The sequence below is a fragment of the Escherichia sp. Lx600-2 genome (genome assembly GCF_036662595.1).
Classification (GTDB): Bacteria; Pseudomonadota; Gammaproteobacteria; order Enterobacterales; family Enterobacteriaceae; genus Escherichia; species Escherichia coli.
Map to the genome: position 1 here is coordinate 1 of NZ_JAYQWM010000025.1, position 15,303 is coordinate 15,303.

The following is a 15,303-nucleotide window of genomic DNA, read 5'->3' on the forward strand; positions in this document are numbered from 1 at the left end:
CGGTGGAGCTGCATGACAAAGTCATCGGGCATTATCTGAACATAAAACACTATCAATAAGTTGGAGTCATTACCGAATTATTCACTGGAGACGATTCGTAAATTCGCTGGATTTTTGACTAAAGTTTCTTTAGGATTTGTCTCATCGTATGATTAATTACACCAATCGTTCAACGTCTTGCTGATAAGTGATGGCGATTATATGAGGTTAGCAATGCCTTCTGGAAATCAGGAACCCCGCCGCGATCCTGAATTAAAACGTAAAGCCTGGCTGGCGGTTTTTCTTGGTTCTGCACTTTTCTGGGTGGTTGTCGCACTGCTGATTTGGAAAGTGTGGGGATAACTATGGTTGGTCAGGAGCAACTGGAGTCGTCACCATTATGCCAGGATAGTGACAATGAACCAGAAACGAAACGGGAATGTTCCGTCGTTATTCCAGACGACTGGCAACTAACATCGCAGCAGCAAGCCTTTATAGAACTGTTTGCTGAAGATGATCAGCCGAAACAATAATTATCATCATTCTTATTACCCATTTTTAATGAATTACAGGGCTTTTAATACACCGCAGCAATAACAGGTTGAGTTATCTCAACACAAAGTAATAACCGTTAAGGGTGTAGCCTATGATCAACACAAATATGAAATATTGGTCCTGGATGGGCGCGTTTTCTCTGTCGATGCTCTTCTGGGCCGAACTCATCTGGATCATTACTCACTGATCCCTGACCCCGTTGCGGCGGGGTTTTCATTTGCTTTGCCACAAGCTTTCTCCTCTTTTATCAATTTGGGTTGTTATCAAATCGTTACACGATGTTTGTGTTATCTTTAATATTCACCCTGAAGAGAATCAGGGCTTCGCAACCCTGTCATTAAGGAGGAGCTATGTCGTCAACCCTACGAGAAGCCAGTAAGGACACGTTGCAGGCCAAAGATAAAACTTACCACTACTACAGCCTGCCGCTTGCTGCCAAATCACTGGGCGATATCACCCGTCTACCCAAGTCACTCAAAGTTTTGCTCGAAAACCTGCTGCGCTGGCAGGATGGTAACTCGGTTACCGAAGAGGATATCCACGCGCTGGCGGAATGGCTGAAAAATGCCCATGCTGACCGTGAAATTGCCTACCGCCCGGCAAGGGTGCTGATGCAGGACTTTACCGGCGTACCTGCCGTTGTTGATCTCGCTGCAATGCGCGAAGCGGTTAAACGCCTCGGCGGCGATACTGCAAAGGTTAACCCGCTCTCACCGGTCGACCTGGTCATTGACCACTCGGTGACCGTCGATCGTTTTGGTGATGATGAGGCATTTGAAGAAAACGTACGCCTGGAAATGGAGCGCAACCACGAACGTTATGTGTTCCTGAAATGGGGAAAGCAAGCGTTCAGTCGGTTTAGCGTCGTGCCGCCAGGCACAGGCATTTGCCATCAGGTTAACCTCGAATATCTCGGCAAAGCAGTGTGGAGCGAATTGCAGGACGGTGAATGGATTGCTTATCCGGATACACTCGTTGGTACTGACTCGCACACCACTATGATCAACGGCCTTGGCGTGCTGGGGTGGGGCGTGGGTGGCATCGAAGCAGAAGCCGCAATGTTAGGCCAGCCGGTTTCCATGCTTATCCCGGACGTAGTGGGCTTTAAACTTACCGGAAAATTACGTGAAGGTATTACCGCCACAGACCTGGTTCTCACTGTTACCCAAATGCTGCGCAAACATGGCGTGGTGGGGAAATTCGTTGAATTTTATGGTGATGGTCTGGATTCACTACCGTTGGCGGATCGCGCCACCATTGCCAATATGTCGCCAGAATATGGTGCCACCTGTGGCTTCTTCCCAATCGATGCTGTAACCCTCGATTACATGCGTTTAAGCGGGCGCAGCGAAGATCAGGTCGAGTTGGTCGAAAAATATGCCAAAGCGCAGGGCATGTGGCGTAACCCGGGCGATGAACCGATTTTTACCAGTACGTTAGAACTGGATATGAATGACGTTGAAGCGAGCCTGGCAGGGCCTAAACGCCCACAGGATCGCGTTGCACTGCCCGATGTACCAAAAGCATTTGCCGCCAGTAACGAACTGGAAGTGAATGCCACGCATAAAGATCGCCAGCCGGTCGATTATGTTATGAACGGACATCAGTATCAGTTACCTGATGGCGCTGTGGTCATTGCTGCGATAACCTCGTGCACCAACACCTCTAACCCAAGTGTGCTGATGGCCGCAGGCTTGCTGGCGAAAAAAGCCGTAACTCTTGGCCTCAAGCGGCAACCGTGGGTCAAAGCGTCGCTGGCACCGGGTTCGAAAGTCGTTTCTGATTATCTGGCAAAAGCGAAACTGACACCGTATCTCGACGAACTGGGGTTTAACCTTGTGGGATACGGTTGTACCACCTGTATTGGTAACTCTGGGCCGCTGCCCGATCCTATCGAAACGGCAATCAAAAAAGGCGATTTAACCGTCGGTGCAGTGCTGTCCGGCAACCGTAACTTTGAAGGCCGTATCCATCCGCTGGTTAAAACTAACTGGCTGGCCTCGCCGCCGCTGGTGGTTGCCTATGCGCTGGCGGGAAATATGAATATCAACCTGGCTTCTGAGCCTATTGGTCATGATCGTAAAGGCGATCCGGTTTATCTGAAAGATATCTGGCCATCGGCACAAGAAATTGCCCGTGCGGTAGAACAAGTCTCCACAGAAATGTTCCGCAAAGAGTACGCAGAAGTCTTTGAAGGCACTGCAGAGTGGAAAGAAATTAACGTCGCACGATCCGATACCTACGGATGGCAGGAGGATTCAACCTATATTCGTTTATCGCCTTTCTTTGATGAAATGCAGGCAACACCAGCACCTGTGGAAGATATTCACGGTGCGCGGATCCTCGCAATGCTGGGGGATTCAGTCACCACTGACCATATCTCTCCGGCGGGCGGTATTAAGCCCGACAGCCCAGCGGGTCGATACCTACAAGGTCGGGGTGTTGAGCGAAAAGACTTTAACTCCTACGGTTCGCGGCGTGGTAACCATGAAGTGATGATGCGCGGCACCTTCGCCAATATTCGCATCCGTAATGAAATGGTGCCTGGCGTTGAAGGGGGGATGACGCGGCATTTACCTGACAGCGACGTAGTCTCTATTTATGATGCTGCGATGCGCTATAAGCAGGAACAAACGCCGCTGGCGGTGATTGCCGGGAAAGAGTATGGATCAGGCTCAAGCCGTGACTGGGCGGCAAAAGGTCCGCGTCTGCTTGGAATTCGTGTGGTGATTGCCGAATCGTTTGAACGAATTCACCGTTCGAATTTAATTGGCATGGGCATCCTGCCGCTGGAATTTCCGCAAGGCGTAACGCGTAAAACGTTAGGGCTAACCGGGGAAGAGAAGATTGATATTGGCGATCTGCAAAATCTACAACCCGGCGCGACGGTTCCGGTGACGCTTACGCGCGCGGATGGTAGCCAGGAAGTCGTACCCTGCCGTTGTCGTATCGACACCGCGACGGAGTTGACCTACTACCAGAACGACGGCATTTTGCATTATGTCATTCGTAATATGTTGAAGTAACAAGTATTTGCTTGCCGGTTATTTTGCTTCCGGCAAGCAAATTAATTACACAATGCAAGAGGGTTATTTGTTCAGCAAATGGCCCATTTTCTCGGCTTTGGTATCGAGATAATGTTCGTTTTTGGGGTTACGACCTACAATCAATGGTACGCGTTCAACAATATTAATCCCCGCTTCGGTCAGAATTTCGACTTTTTTCGGGTTATTGGTTAACAAGCGGACTTCATTGACGCCAAGGAGTTTGAACATATCAGCGCAAAGAGTGAAGTCGCGCTCATCAGCGGCGAAGCCTAACTGGTGGTTAGCCTCTACGGTATCGTAACCTTGATCCTGCAGTGCGTAAGCGCGGATTTTATTCAGCAGACCAATGTTACGACCTTCCTGACGGTGATACAGCAAAATACCACGGCCTTCCTCGGCAATTTGCGTCAATGCCGCTTCGAGCTGGAAGCCACAATCGCAGCGCAAGCTGAACAGGGCGTCACCGGTCAGACATTCGGAATGGACGCGCGCAAGTACCGGGGTATGCCCGGAAATATCGCCATAGACTAGCGCGACATGATCGTGTCCGGTTGCCAGTTCTTCAAATCCCACCATCAGGAAATCGCCCCATGGGGTTGGCAGTTTGGCTTCTGCCACACGTTTAAGCTGCATGAAATTCTCCAGATAATGCTGGTTCTGTATTGGCTTATTTTGCCATAACGAGAAGGGGTTCACCTAATCACGACGCGTCGATCGTTCACGGAATGGCACAAATCTGTCAATTTTTCCTGGAACTGGCATTTTCAGTTATGATTGTGGGACTTATCAAAAAGGAGAGGCCATGCGTTCGATTGCCCGACGTACCGCAGTGGGAGCTGCACTATTGCTTGTTATGCCAGTAGCCGTATGGATTTCTGGCTGGCGTTGGCAACCTGGAGAACAAAGTTGGCTACTAAAAGCGGCTTTTTGGGTTACTGAAACTGTCACCCAGCCCTGGGGCGTCATTACACATTTGATTTTATTCGGCTGGTTTCTCTGGTGTCTGCGTTTTCGCATTAAGGCTGCCTTTGTATTATTTGCCATTCTGGCGGCCGCAATCCTTGTGGGACAAGGCGTTAAATCCTGGATCAAAGACAAAGTCCAGGAACCACGACCTTTTGTTATCTGGCTGGAAAAAACACATCATATTCCGGTTGATGAGTTCTACACTTTAAAGCGAGCAGAACGCGGAAATCTAGTGAAAGAACAGTTGGCTGAAGAGAAAAATATCCCACAATATTTGCGTTCACACTGGCAGAAAGAGACGGGGTTTGCCTTTCCTTCCGGTCACACGATGTTTGCTGCCAGTTGGGCACTGCTGGCCGTTGGTTTGCTGTGGCCGCGTCGGCGAACGTTAACCATTGCTATCTTGCTGGTCTGGGCAACTGGAGTCATGGGAAGCCGCCTGCTGCTCGGGATGCATTGGCCACGCGATCTGGTAGTAGCTACGTTGATTTCGTGGGCGCTGGTGGCGGTGGCAACGTGGCTTGCGCAACGAATTTGTGGGCCATTAACACCACCTGCGGAAGAAAATCGCGAAATAGCGCAACGAGAACAAGAAAGTTAACGCTGGTTGATTTTCCGAATTTAGCCCTTAAATCATCAACAATGCGCGTGGATGCCATTTCGCAGACGGCGCGAAAATGGTACTTTAAAGGGCTATTGCGGTAAGTTGACCATAATTTATTCGCTCTAACCACATAACGGGAAGTAATGTGAAATATTTACTCATTTTCTTACTGGTGTTAGCGATCTTCGTGATTTCGGTCACGTTGGGTGCGCAGAACGATCAACAGGTGACGTTTAATTATCTGTTAGCGCAAGGGGAGTACCGTATTTCCACATTGCTGGCGGTATTGTTTGCTGCGGGTTTTGCTATCGGTTGGTTGATTTGTGGCCTGTTCTGGCTGCGAGTTCGTGTTTCCCTGGTGCGCGCTGAACGTAAAATAAAGCGACTGGAAAACCAGCTTTCACCCGCGACTGACGTGGCTGTAGTGCCGCACTCGTCAGCGGCGAAGGAATAACTTTCTATGCTGGAGTTGTTGTTTCTGCTTTTGCCTGTAGCCGCTGCCTATGGCTGGTATATGGGCCGCAGAAGTGCGCAACAAAACAAGCAAGATGAAGCCAACCGCTTGTCGCGTGATTACGTAGCGGGGGTTAACTTCCTGCTTAGTAATCAACAGGATAAAGCGGTAGACCTGTTTCTCGATATGCTTAAAGAGGATACAGGCACCGTTGAAGCCCACCTTACGCTCGGAAACCTGTTCCGTTCGCGTGGCGAAGTTGATCGCGCTATTCGCATCCATCAGACCCTAATGGAAAGCGCCTCGCTGACCTATGAACAGCGTCTGTTGGCGATTCAACAACTGGGGCGTGATTACATGGCCGCCGGGTTATATGACCGCGCGGAAGACATGTTCAATCAGCTGACCGATGAAACTGACTTCCGCATTGGCGCGCTGCAACAGTTGCTACAAATCTACCAGGCTACCAGTGAGTGGCAGAAAGCAATTGATGTTGCCGAACGCCTGGTGAAGCTGGGTAACGATAAACAGCGCGTCGAAATTGCCCATTTCTACTGTGAGTTAGCCCTGCAGCATATGGCCAGCGACGATCTCGATCGTGCCATGACCTTGCTAAAAAAAGGGGCGGCGGCAGATAAAAACAGCGCCCGCGTATCCATCATGATGGGACGCGTGTTTATGGCGAAAGGAGAATACGCCAAAGCCGTCGAAAGTTTGCAACGTGTCATATCCCAGGACAGAGAACTGGTCAGCGAAACGCTGGAAATGTTGCAAACCTGCTATCAGCAGTTGGGTAAAACTGCCGAATGGGCAGAATTCCTGCAACGCGCGGTGGAAGAGAACACCGGTGCCGATGCTGAATTGATGCTTGCTGATATCATCGAAGCGCGCGACGGTAGTGAGGCCGCACAGGTCTATATTACGCGCCAGCTTCAGCGTCATCCGACCATGCGTGTGTTCCATAAGTTAATGGATTACCACTTAAATGAAGCGGAAGAAGGGCGTGCCAAAGAGAGCCTGATGGTGCTGCGTGACATGGTTGGCGAGAAGGTACGTAGTAAGCCTCGTTATCGCTGCCAGAAATGTGGTTTTACCGCATACACCCTCTACTGGCATTGTCCGTCTTGTCGTGCCTGGTCAACTATTAAACCGATACGCGGTCTTGATGGCCTGTAATTTTTTAAAAAAACCGACTTTAGTTACAACATACTAGTTATTGATGTCCCATTGTGCTCCGGCAACGACAGCGCAGAAAAAGCCTGCCAGGGGAGAAATCGCAACTGTTAATTTTTTATTTCCACGGGTAGAATGCTCGCCGTTTACCTGTTTCGCGCCACTTCCGGTGCCCATCATCAAGAAGGTCTGGTCATGACGTTAACTGCTTCATCTTCTTCCCGCGCTGTTACGAATTCTCCTGTGGTTGTTGCCCTTGATTATCATAATCGTGATGCCGCGCTGGCCTTTGTCGACAAGAGCGACCCACGCGATTGTCGTCTGAAGGTCGGCAAAGAGATGTTTACATTGTTTGGGCCACAGTTTGTGCGCGAACTTCAACAGCGTGGTTTTGATATCTTTCTTGACCTGAAATTCCACGATATCCCCAACACTGCAGCGCACGCTGTCGCTGCTGCAGCTGACTTAGGCGTGTGGATGGTGAATGTTCATGCCTCTGGTGGGGCGCGTATGATGACCGCAGCGCGTGAGGCACTGGTTCCGTATGGCAAAGATGCACCGCTTTTGATTGCTGTGACAGTGTTGACCAGCATGGAAGCCAGCGACCTGGCCGATCTTGGCGTGACACTGTCACCTGCAGATTATGCAGAACGTCTGGCGGCACTGACGCAAAAATGTGGCCTTGATGGTGTGGTGTGTTCTGCTCAGGAAGCTGTGCGCTTTAAACAGGTATTCGGTCAGGAGTTCAAACTGGTTACGCCGGGCATTCGTCCGCAGGGGAGTGAAGCTGGTGACCAGCGCCGCATTATGACGCCAGAACAGGCGTTGGCGGCTGGTGTTGATTATATGGTGATTGGTCGCCCGGTAACGCAATCGGTAGATCCAGCGCAGACGCTGAAAGCGATCAACGCCTCTTTACAGCGGAGTGCATGATGAGTGATTCCAACAGCCGTCTGGTCTACTCAACAGAAACCGGACGTATTGATGAGCCAAAAGCGGCCCCAGTACGCCCTAAAGGCGACGGTGTGGTGCGTATTCAGCGTCAGACCAGTGGACGTAAAGGTAAGGGCGTTTGCCTGATTACCGGTATCGATATCGATGATGCCGAACTGACAAAACTTGCAGCGGAACTGAAGAAAAAATGCGGCTGCGGCGGAGCAGTTAAAGATGGAGTTATTGAAATCCAGGGCGATAAGCGTGATTTATTAAAATCACTACTTGAAGCGAAAGGGATGAAGGTAAAACTCGCAGGCGGTTAACATAAAAAGCCACGGATATATCCGTGGCTTTCGAATATTTTACTGTGTGTATTATTCAGTTATTTCGTACTGAACAGAATCAAGCGTATTATAATTGCGAGTCGATAATCGACATTTATTTACGATTATTTACCGACCTGGTGACCAATAACACCACCGACAGCTGCGCCACCTAATGTACCCAACGTACTGCCATCGGTCAGTACTGCACCGCCTAATGCCCCTGCACCCGCGCCAATAGCGGTGTTACGGTCCCGTTTAGACCAGTTAGAACAGGCACTCAGAGACATTGCCAGGGTAATTGCCAGAACAGCCGCGGTCATTTTTTTGCTCGTTACAAACATAATACTCTCTCCTGAATTTATGATTCACGGAAGTAAGCTCTCTATAACTATAATAGCTAAGAATAAGCATGGTGAAATTATTCCGTGAAATCCGCTCGCGCGCAGGGTTATATCACGCAGGTGATAATGACTTCCTGTTATATCGCTGATAATAATTTTATATCTTAAGAGTGTTAATAACAGGTAAATAGTCTTAATTATCAACCAGGAATCATCTTAGAGCGGATGATTTGCCAAACTGCAAATCATCCGTAGAGAAGGGAAATGGTTAAATGTCAACGACGTGAACGGTGAGTTTACTGTGCTCAAGATGCATCAGATCGCTGGCGCGTATTTTCGAATCGGTAATCACGCGATTGAATCGTTCAACGGGACCGATGGAGTATGAATGTACAGCACCAAATTTCGAGCTGTCAGTCAGGACTATCGCTTCGCACTCTTTTTCCAGCACGGCATTCACCACATCGGTACGCATCATATCGCGACCGGTGAATCCAGTTTCAGGTTGCCAGCCATCAATACCAATAAATGCTTTGCTGAAATGTACATGTTGGATGCACTGGCGTGTCAACGGGCCAACCATACTTTCGCTTTTTTTCTGGTACACGCCACCGAGCAAAATGACTTCACAAGGCGCGTCTTTCAGCAAATGCGCGATGTAGCTGCTGACCGTGATGATAGTGACATTTTTCTTCTGCTCCCCCAGAGTCCGGGCGAGCAGGGCATTGCTGCTGCCATTTTCGATAAAGATGGTTTCGCCCGGTTGAACCAGCGACGCGGCAAACTCGGCGAGTTCACGCTTCAGCGTATAGTTGCTCATCATACGGGTTTCGACGTCATCACTATCAAGCGAAACTGCAAAGCCATGTGCACGGCGGAGGTAACTCAGTTTTTCGAGGGTGTTGAGATCCTGGCGAATGGTAACTTCAGAAACTCCAGTGGCTTTTGCCAGATCGGTTACGCTAACCTGACCCTGGTCAATGACCATCTGTAGAATAGTTTGTTGTCGGGAATTCATCGCTGTAATTCTTATAACGTTATAATACTAAATAAAAAAATACTGACGCGCCGGGCATCCTCAAATAGGAAAACCTGAAGGCACGATTGTTAAATCTCCCACGGTGCCTTCGGGATGTCTGGCGTAGATTCAGCAACCTGGCGCAAGAGTTCTGCTTTAAGTATCTCGAGATTATGGATCGCAGAGTGGTAATCGCCTGCCACAAGGATATCTAACACAATATCAATACGTTCGGCAACGCGCTGGGCATCAAATTCAGACATCAAGGACATCCTTATAGCAAAAGGGGGAAAATGAATAATGCAAAAATTGCCGCTAAAAGAGAAGTGTTTAACAGCAACGGCTAATTATCATCCGGGAATACGATATATAATGACGGAATATAGCGCTAAGTATATATATTCATCTACTTATGCGCGCTTCAGATAGCGTTTATACCAGCGTTCGAAGGCGACGGCGGGCATCGGTTTGGCAAACAAAAATCCTTGCCGCTCATTGATCCCATTCTTGGTTAAAAAAGCATCTTCCTTTGCACTCTCTACACCTTCGGCGATCATCTGAAGATTCAATGCCTGGGCCACAGCGACGATTGCCCGAACCAGTGACTGCGAGACAGGTTGTTTGTGAATATCTCGAACAAAAACCTGGTCAAGTTTGATGGCATCGATCGGAAAGCGCGCCAGTTGCGAAAGTGAAGAGTAGCCGGTACCAAAATCATCCAGATGCACTTGCGCACCTAGTTGGCTAAATTGTTGAATAACAGACAGTGCCAGTTCATCATTCTCAATCAGACAACTCTCTGTCAATTCAACATCAATAGGGCAGTATTCAAAATTGAGTTCCTGGAGAACCTGTTTCAGGGCGGTGAAAATGGTTTGATCGGCGAGCTGACGTGCAGAAATGTTTACCGCCACTCGCAGGTTAATGCCTTTATCCCGCCACTTCGCCACCTGGCGTACGACATCGAGAATCACCCAACGGCCTAAAGGCACAATTAGCCCTGACTCTTCTGCGTAGGAAATGAAGTCCAATGGTGGAATCAACCCACGTTCAGGTGACTGCCAACGTACTAGTGCTTCCAGACTGCGCACTTCGCCACGCCAGGTGATTTTCGGTTGATAGTGAATAACCAACTGATCGTTTTCCAGTGCTTTACGCAAGTTGGTATCCAGCCAGAGATATTCAAATACCCGTTGATTCATTTCTGGGGTAAAAACGCAAAATTGTCCTCGTCCGCCTTCCTTTACTGTGTACATTGCTGTGTCGGCGTGACGAATAATAGCCGCGCTGTCCGAACCATGTTCGGGAGAGAGTGCAATACCTACTGAACAGCTGGTATAAACTTCAATTAAACCAATACGAAAGGGGAGGCGTAAGCGGGTCAAAATTCGTGATGCCATTGCTTCCAGCGCGCTTTGTGAGGTGTTGGATGCCAGTACCAGAAACTCATCGCCACCTGGACGCGCCAACACCTGGTCATGTTCGAGACAGCTTAAAATAGCCAATGACACGTCGCGTAATAACTGGTCACCAAACAAATGCCCATAGGCGTCGTTGACCTTTTTAAAATTATCCAAATCAAGATACACAACCCCAACTTTATTGTTATCTGCATGATTAATAGCGTGATCGATTAACTCCTGCATTGCGTTACGATTCGGCAGTCCGGTAATACTGTCGGTATTTGCCAGAATACGCAGTCGCTCCTGAGCGCGGCGCTCTTCGGTAATGTCGGTGCCGGAACAGATTAAAAAAATCTCGTTTTTGCCACTGCCGCTGTGGACAAATTTATTGCGAAACAGAAACAGCCGCTGGCCTTTACGTGTTGGTATCCACAGTTCGACTTCATATGCATTGCCGCTTCGAAAAAATACACGGTTATTGCGCCTGGATGCCGCAGCTTCACGACGGCTCATAAACAGTTTAAACACGCTTTGGCCAATGACGTCGTGTTCGTTCAACCCTGTGTAATCTTCACATAACCGATTGAAACGTTGGATATTCCCCCGGCTGTCGAGAATGACTATTGCGGAATGTGCTTCAGAAACTACCTGCTCAGCAAAGGAAAGCCCGTGTGATAAATCACGAGCAACTGCCGGTGTGTCATGCCATGCAGACGCGTTGCCAGCCCATTCCCGTTTATTGATTTTTCGTCCTACCAGATGCACAGAAAGATCGCTTTCATCGACGGTCAGACTCATCATCAGACTAGAAGTGATGACCGTCATTTCCCTGATTCGAGCAGCCTGTTCGGCAGATAACTGCAACGTACGTTCAGGTTCTGTGGTTTCGGTGGTAGAAAAGCGCAAAACATCGCTGCTTTCCGTCAACCGCCAGTATGGATTGTGCGATCCGAGAAAGTTGTACAACGTTGTGGACTCCCTAACGGTTTTCATGATGCATATCCTCCGGTTAACTGCGGAGTCCGCGGTTAAATAAAAGGAACAACATGACTTACATGAAATTAACGGCGGCTAAACGCATTGTTTTTTTTATATATTTATTTGTAATCCAGTTTTGGAAAAACGCCAGTTTTCAAACGAAAGTCAGTTAAAAAATCTGCCTGGATATAACGAAGGTAGAGCGGGGAAATAAACGGCCCATTCATGAGGAATGGGCCGTGAAAGGAGATTACGCGGCCGGGCGCGCAATAATGCTGCGGGTTTCCATGCGGACTTCGGCAATGGTGACGTCAATAACGTCAGTCACTTTATAAACCGTTTCACCTTTAATTTGTACGGTGCCGTTTTCCTGGCTGCAAACCATTTCATCGCGCACAGCGTGTAAGAAAGGTGCAGGAATAAAGGCGATAGCGCCGTTATCAACCAAACGAACACGCATGCCGCCACGGCTGATATCGACAATTTCCGCTGCGAAACGGGTGTCGGTCCCGGCTTTGTCTTTCAGGAAGCGTGCGTATAACCAGTCACCAACATCACGTTCTGCCATCCGGTTGAGACGGCGACGCTCGGCCATTTGGACAGTGATTTCATCCTGTGGGCGCGTCGCAGTTTCACCTTTGATAACCGCTTTCAGCAGACGGTGGTTGATCATGTCGCCATATTTACGGATCGGCGAAGTCCAGGTGGCGTATGCCTCCAGACCGAGGCCAAAGTGAGGACCGGGTTCAGTGCTAATTTCAGCAAATGACTGGAAGCGACGAATGCGGCTGTCGAGGAAACCAGTTGGTTGCGCGTCCAGTTCACGACGCAGTTTGCAGAAACCGTCCAGCGTGAGCACTTCTTCGGCATCGACATGCAGACCGTGCGTTTTCAGCAACGCTGCCAGCGCGTCGGCATTCGCCGGATCAAAGCCCATATGCACGTTATAGATGCCAAAACCGAGCTTATCGCGCAGTACGCGGGCCGCACAAATGTTAGCGGCAATCATCGCTTCTTCGACGATACGGTTGGCAATGCGACGAGGCTCGGCGACGATATCCAGCACTTCACCTTTTTCACCGAGAATAAAGCGGTAATCCGGGCGATCTTTAAACACCAGTGCGTGGTTATGACGCCACTCGCCGCGGCGTTGGCAAATTTGCGCTAGCAAACGGACTTGTTCGGCAATTGCTTCACTTTCAGGCTGCCAGTCACCGGTATTTTCCAGCCAGTCAGAAACCTGGTCATACACCAGCTTCGCTTTGGATTCGATGGTGGCGGCAAAGAATTCGATATTATCTTCAATGGTGCCATCAGCGGAGAGCGTCATGCGGCATGCCAGTACTGGGCGGACTTCATTGGCGCGCAGTGAGCAGAGATCGTCAGAAAGCTCGCGAGGCAGCATAGGGATGTTGAAGCCAGGCAGATAGTTGGTGAATGCGCGAATTTTCGCGGCTTTGTCCAGTTTGCTGCCTTCAGCAATCCACGCGGTTGGATCGGCAATCGCCACAATCAGCTGAAGTTTGTCATCCGGCAACGCCTTAGCGAAAAGGGCGTCATCCATATCTTCTGTGCTGGCACTGTCGATGGTGACAAAATCCAGCGCGGTCAGATCTTTACGAACCAGACCTTCATCGAGCATTTCGGTAGCGACGCCGTCTGGTGCTTCTTTTTCCAGATTATGGCGCGCAAGGGTAACCCACCACGGTACAAAGTGGTCGTCACCAAAAGTGATGTATTGTGTCAGTTCAGCATAGAAAGAACGATCGCCTTTCAGCGGATGACGGCGCATTTCGGCAACTGCCCAGTCGCCTTCTTTAAACTCATGGTTCAGACCACGGGCTGCGCGGCAAGGAATGGCGTCTTTTAAGAGTGGATGATCAGGAACGATGGCCAGACGGTCATTTTTGCCCTGAACTTTACCCACGAAACGAGTCAGAAACGGTTCAACTAGTTCTTCTGGCTCTGCGGATTCACGTTCTTTTTCACTGTGGATCACCGCGATAATTCGGTCGCCATGCATGACTTTTTTCATCTGCGGCGGCGGAATGAAATAACTTTTTTGCGCGTCGACTTCCAGGAAGCCAAAACCTTTTTCTGTGGCTTTTACCACCCCTTCAGCGCGTGGCGTCTGGGAATGCAGTTGCTGTTTAAGCTGCGCTAGCAGCGGGTTGTCCTGAAACATAATTGTCTATTTTGGTGGCCATTAGAGCGGCTGACAGTTTTACGCGAATCTGTCTGACGCGGCAAGGTTAATATGTCTCACCCAACGCGATTTTTAAGCGATTTATCCAGCCACACAGCCCGCTCCATACCAGCAGATTAATAATCTGCGTTGATGATTTTTCGTGTTCGAGTAAAGGGCTGAACTGGGCGGCGCTAAAGCGATCGGGTGCTCGGGTCAGCCATTGTATCGCCTGAACGGTAGCGCGCTCAACAGAATGACGGTCAGCCCATTGGTTAATTTCATTTTCGCCCTTGCGCAGAAGGGTGCTGATTTTTTTATATTCATTTGATGAATCCATACAGGTGGCAAAACAAGCAGGACTGCCATTTATACGCGCGCATAACAACGCCGCAAGCTGATTATCCGGCTGTGTATTGACCCGTGTGCTGTTTAACAACTTTTCGAGAAGGGAAAGTGAAATAGGGTGGAGAGAGAGTATTTCGGCCAGTTGGCAAAGTTCTGCAGTTGAACTTTTTGTGTGCTCTTCAGGTAGTTTTTCCACCTCATAGCTGCTTCGCCAGCGTAATGATTCATCAGCAAACAGTGACGCGTCGGCGTAGTTTTGTATCTCCAGCCCGGGTAACCAGCGTACCGGATGCCCGAGATAAGCCTGAAATGTCGCAATTGTCCGCGCCTGAAAGCCAATAAAACCAATGATTTGGTTAATGATCACACAGTCCCAGGCAGTAAGACCGACGTCATTCAGATGCTGGCGCGATCGGTTGTCGATAATAGAAGGCGAGCTAGCCAGTTGGCGGGCATATTGCGTGATTTGTGCCAACCGATGATTACTTTCCCTGGAGGAATCAGGCCCGGGGAGCGGCGTAAGTCGCGCCGAATAGTAGTTACATAACCGCTGGACGCCGCAAACCTGAGCAACCGTCAGGGCCGTCGACAAGCGTTCATAAGCGGTGAAGGTCTGTGAACGGGTCACGGTAAGCTGGTCAGGGAACAAATCCACTGCAAGAACACGCGCAGGGTCCAGCCATGAAAGGAAGGGGGCCAGCGTTTCTTTTTCAAGGATCACGTCGAGTAGAAAGGGATCGCTGACCTTTGCGGCTTCCGGGACCAGAGGCAGAACGTCATACTCCGTAGTACTGGATTGCGTTTCATGATACCAGTGGCTTTTGCCGGTGATGTGGCGTTGTTCCATGGGCGCTCCTTGGTCGTAAAGGAAATCGTTATCCTGACGCAAGGCGGGAAGGCGAGAAAGACGGATCGGCGATAACAAATATCAGAAAGGTATAACAGAGATAACGGGCGGCAGAACGCCGCCCATCTTTACCAACAGAACGA

At 49.5% G+C, this 15,303-nt stretch carries 19 protein-coding genes; 12 read left to right on the forward strand and 7 right to left on the reverse strand.

What is annotated here, in order from left to right:
- Window positions 1-2: 2 nt before the first annotated feature.
- The 5 genes from OQV04_RS25045 (at window position 3) to acnA (ending at window position 3,560) form a co-directional block, all read left to right on the forward strand.
- Complete coding sequence (locus OQV04_RS25045; RefSeq protein ID WP_003032489.1) at window positions 3-59, forward strand: IS1 family transposase; 57 nt, start codon at window positions 3-5, stop codon at window positions 57-59.
- 142 nt (window positions 60-201) lie between these two features.
- Window positions 202-342: a YmiA family putative membrane protein gene (locus OQV04_RS11340; RefSeq protein WP_001300896.1), complete on the forward strand. Its 141-nt coding sequence runs from the start codon at window positions 202-204 to the stop codon at window positions 340-342.
- A 2-nt stretch (window positions 343-344) separates the two neighbouring features.
- Window positions 345-512, forward strand: coding sequence for a protein YciX (yciX, locus tag OQV04_RS11345; RefSeq protein WP_001295578.1), 168 nt, complete (start codon window positions 345-347; stop codon window positions 510-512).
- Window positions 513-625: 113 nt separating this feature from the next.
- Window positions 626-721, forward strand: a complete 96-nt coding sequence (ymiC, locus tag OQV04_RS11350) for a small membrane protein YmiC (RefSeq protein WP_122987433.1) — start codon at window positions 626-628, stop codon at window positions 719-721.
- Window positions 722-884: 163 nt separating this feature from the next.
- Complete coding sequence (gene acnA / locus OQV04_RS11355; protein ID WP_032280792.1) at window positions 885-3,560, forward strand: aconitate hydratase AcnA; 2,676 nt, start codon at window positions 885-887, stop codon at window positions 3,558-3,560.
- A 63-nt stretch (window positions 3,561-3,623) separates the two neighbouring features.
- On the opposite strand, the gene ribA is transcribed toward acnA, so the two are convergent.
- Window positions 3,624-4,214: a GTP cyclohydrolase II gene (gene ribA, locus OQV04_RS11360; protein ID WP_032280793.1), complete on the reverse strand. Its 591-nt coding sequence runs from the start codon at window positions 4,212-4,214 to the stop codon at window positions 3,624-3,626.
- 169 nt (window positions 4,215-4,383) lie between these two features.
- Between ribA and pgpB the strand changes: the two genes are divergently transcribed.
- The 5 genes from pgpB to yciH all read left to right on the forward strand — a co-directional run bounded on the left by pgpB (window position 4,384) and on the right by yciH (window position 8,037).
- Complete coding sequence (gene pgpB, locus OQV04_RS11365; protein WP_001256538.1) at window positions 4,384-5,148, forward strand: phosphatidylglycerophosphatase B; 765 nt, start codon at window positions 4,384-4,386, stop codon at window positions 5,146-5,148.
- Window positions 5,149-5,296: 148 nt separating this feature from the next.
- Window positions 5,297-5,605 carry a lipopolysaccharide assembly protein LapA gene (lapA, locus tag OQV04_RS11370; protein ID WP_032280794.1) on the forward strand — a complete coding sequence of 103 codons (309 nt, stop codon included), beginning with the start codon at window positions 5,297-5,299 and terminating at the stop codon, window positions 5,603-5,605.
- Window positions 5,606-5,611: 6 nt separating this feature from the next.
- Window positions 5,612-6,781, forward strand: a complete 1,170-nt coding sequence (gene lapB / locus OQV04_RS11375; protein ID WP_032280795.1) for a lipopolysaccharide assembly protein LapB — start codon at window positions 5,612-5,614, stop codon at window positions 6,779-6,781.
- A gap of 192 nt (window positions 6,782-6,973) precedes the next feature.
- Window positions 6,974-7,711: an orotidine-5'-phosphate decarboxylase gene (pyrF, locus tag OQV04_RS11380; protein WP_032280817.1), complete on the forward strand. Its 738-nt coding sequence runs from the start codon at window positions 6,974-6,976 to the stop codon at window positions 7,709-7,711.
- Window positions 7,711-8,037, forward strand: coding sequence for a stress response translation initiation inhibitor YciH (yciH, locus tag OQV04_RS11385; RefSeq protein WP_032280796.1), 327 nt, complete (start codon window positions 7,711-7,713; stop codon window positions 8,035-8,037). The genes pyrF and yciH overlap by 1 nt, the downstream gene beginning before the upstream one ends.
- A 125-nt stretch (window positions 8,038-8,162) precedes the next feature.
- Here the strand turns inward: yciH and osmB are convergent, their stop codons facing one another.
- The 3 genes from osmB to OQV04_RS11400 form a co-directional block, all read right to left on the reverse strand.
- Window positions 8,163-8,381 carry an osmotically-inducible lipoprotein OsmB gene (gene osmB / locus OQV04_RS11390; RefSeq protein WP_000498253.1) on the reverse strand — a complete coding sequence of 73 codons (219 nt, stop codon included), beginning with the start codon at window positions 8,379-8,381 and terminating at the stop codon, window positions 8,163-8,165.
- A gap of 268 nt (window positions 8,382-8,649) precedes the next feature.
- Entirely contained in the window at window positions 8,650-9,399 is a 750-nt protein-coding gene (gene yciT / locus OQV04_RS11395) for a DNA-binding transcriptional regulator YciT (RefSeq protein WP_032280797.1), read from the reverse strand.
- An 89-nt stretch (window positions 9,400-9,488) separates the two neighbouring features.
- Window positions 9,489-9,662, reverse strand: coding sequence for a YciZ family protein (locus OQV04_RS11400; RefSeq protein ID WP_001288368.1), 174 nt, complete (start codon window positions 9,660-9,662; stop codon window positions 9,489-9,491).
- Window positions 9,663-9,699: 37 nt separating this feature from the next.
- Here OQV04_RS11400 and ymiD point away from each other — a divergent pair, with 37 nt between their 5' ends.
- Complete coding sequence (gene ymiD / locus OQV04_RS11405; protein WP_023148853.1) at window positions 9,700-9,828, forward strand: protein YmiD; 129 nt, start codon at window positions 9,700-9,702, stop codon at window positions 9,826-9,828.
- Here ymiD and pdeR read toward each other — a convergent pair.
- Window positions 9,810-11,795, reverse strand: coding sequence for a cyclic di-GMP phosphodiesterase (gene pdeR / locus OQV04_RS11410; RefSeq protein WP_101969383.1), 1,986 nt, complete (start codon window positions 11,793-11,795; stop codon window positions 9,810-9,812). The two genes, ymiD and pdeR, sit on opposite strands and share 19 nt — an antisense overlap.
- A gap of 53 nt (window positions 11,796-11,848) precedes the next feature.
- On the opposite strand from pdeR, the gene OQV04_RS11415 reads away from it, so the two are divergent.
- The gene (locus OQV04_RS11415; protein WP_000221855.1) at window positions 11,849-11,953 is read left to right on the forward strand and encodes a hypothetical protein; all 105 of its coding nucleotides are present in this window, start codon (window positions 11,849-11,851) and stop codon (window positions 11,951-11,953) included.
- Window positions 11,954-12,030: 77 nt separating this feature from the next.
- Here OQV04_RS11415 and OQV04_RS11420 read toward each other — a convergent pair whose 3' ends face one another.
- Complete coding sequence (locus OQV04_RS11420) at window positions 12,031-13,965, reverse strand: exoribonuclease II (RefSeq protein WP_032280799.1); 1,935 nt, start codon at window positions 13,963-13,965, stop codon at window positions 12,031-12,033.
- A 67-nt stretch (window positions 13,966-14,032) separates the two neighbouring features.
- Window positions 14,033-15,160 carry a carboxymuconolactone decarboxylase family protein gene (locus OQV04_RS11425; RefSeq protein ID WP_032280800.1) on the reverse strand — a complete coding sequence of 376 codons (1,128 nt, stop codon included), beginning with the start codon at window positions 15,158-15,160 and terminating at the stop codon, window positions 14,033-14,035.
- Window positions 15,161-15,303 lie beyond the last annotated feature (143 nt).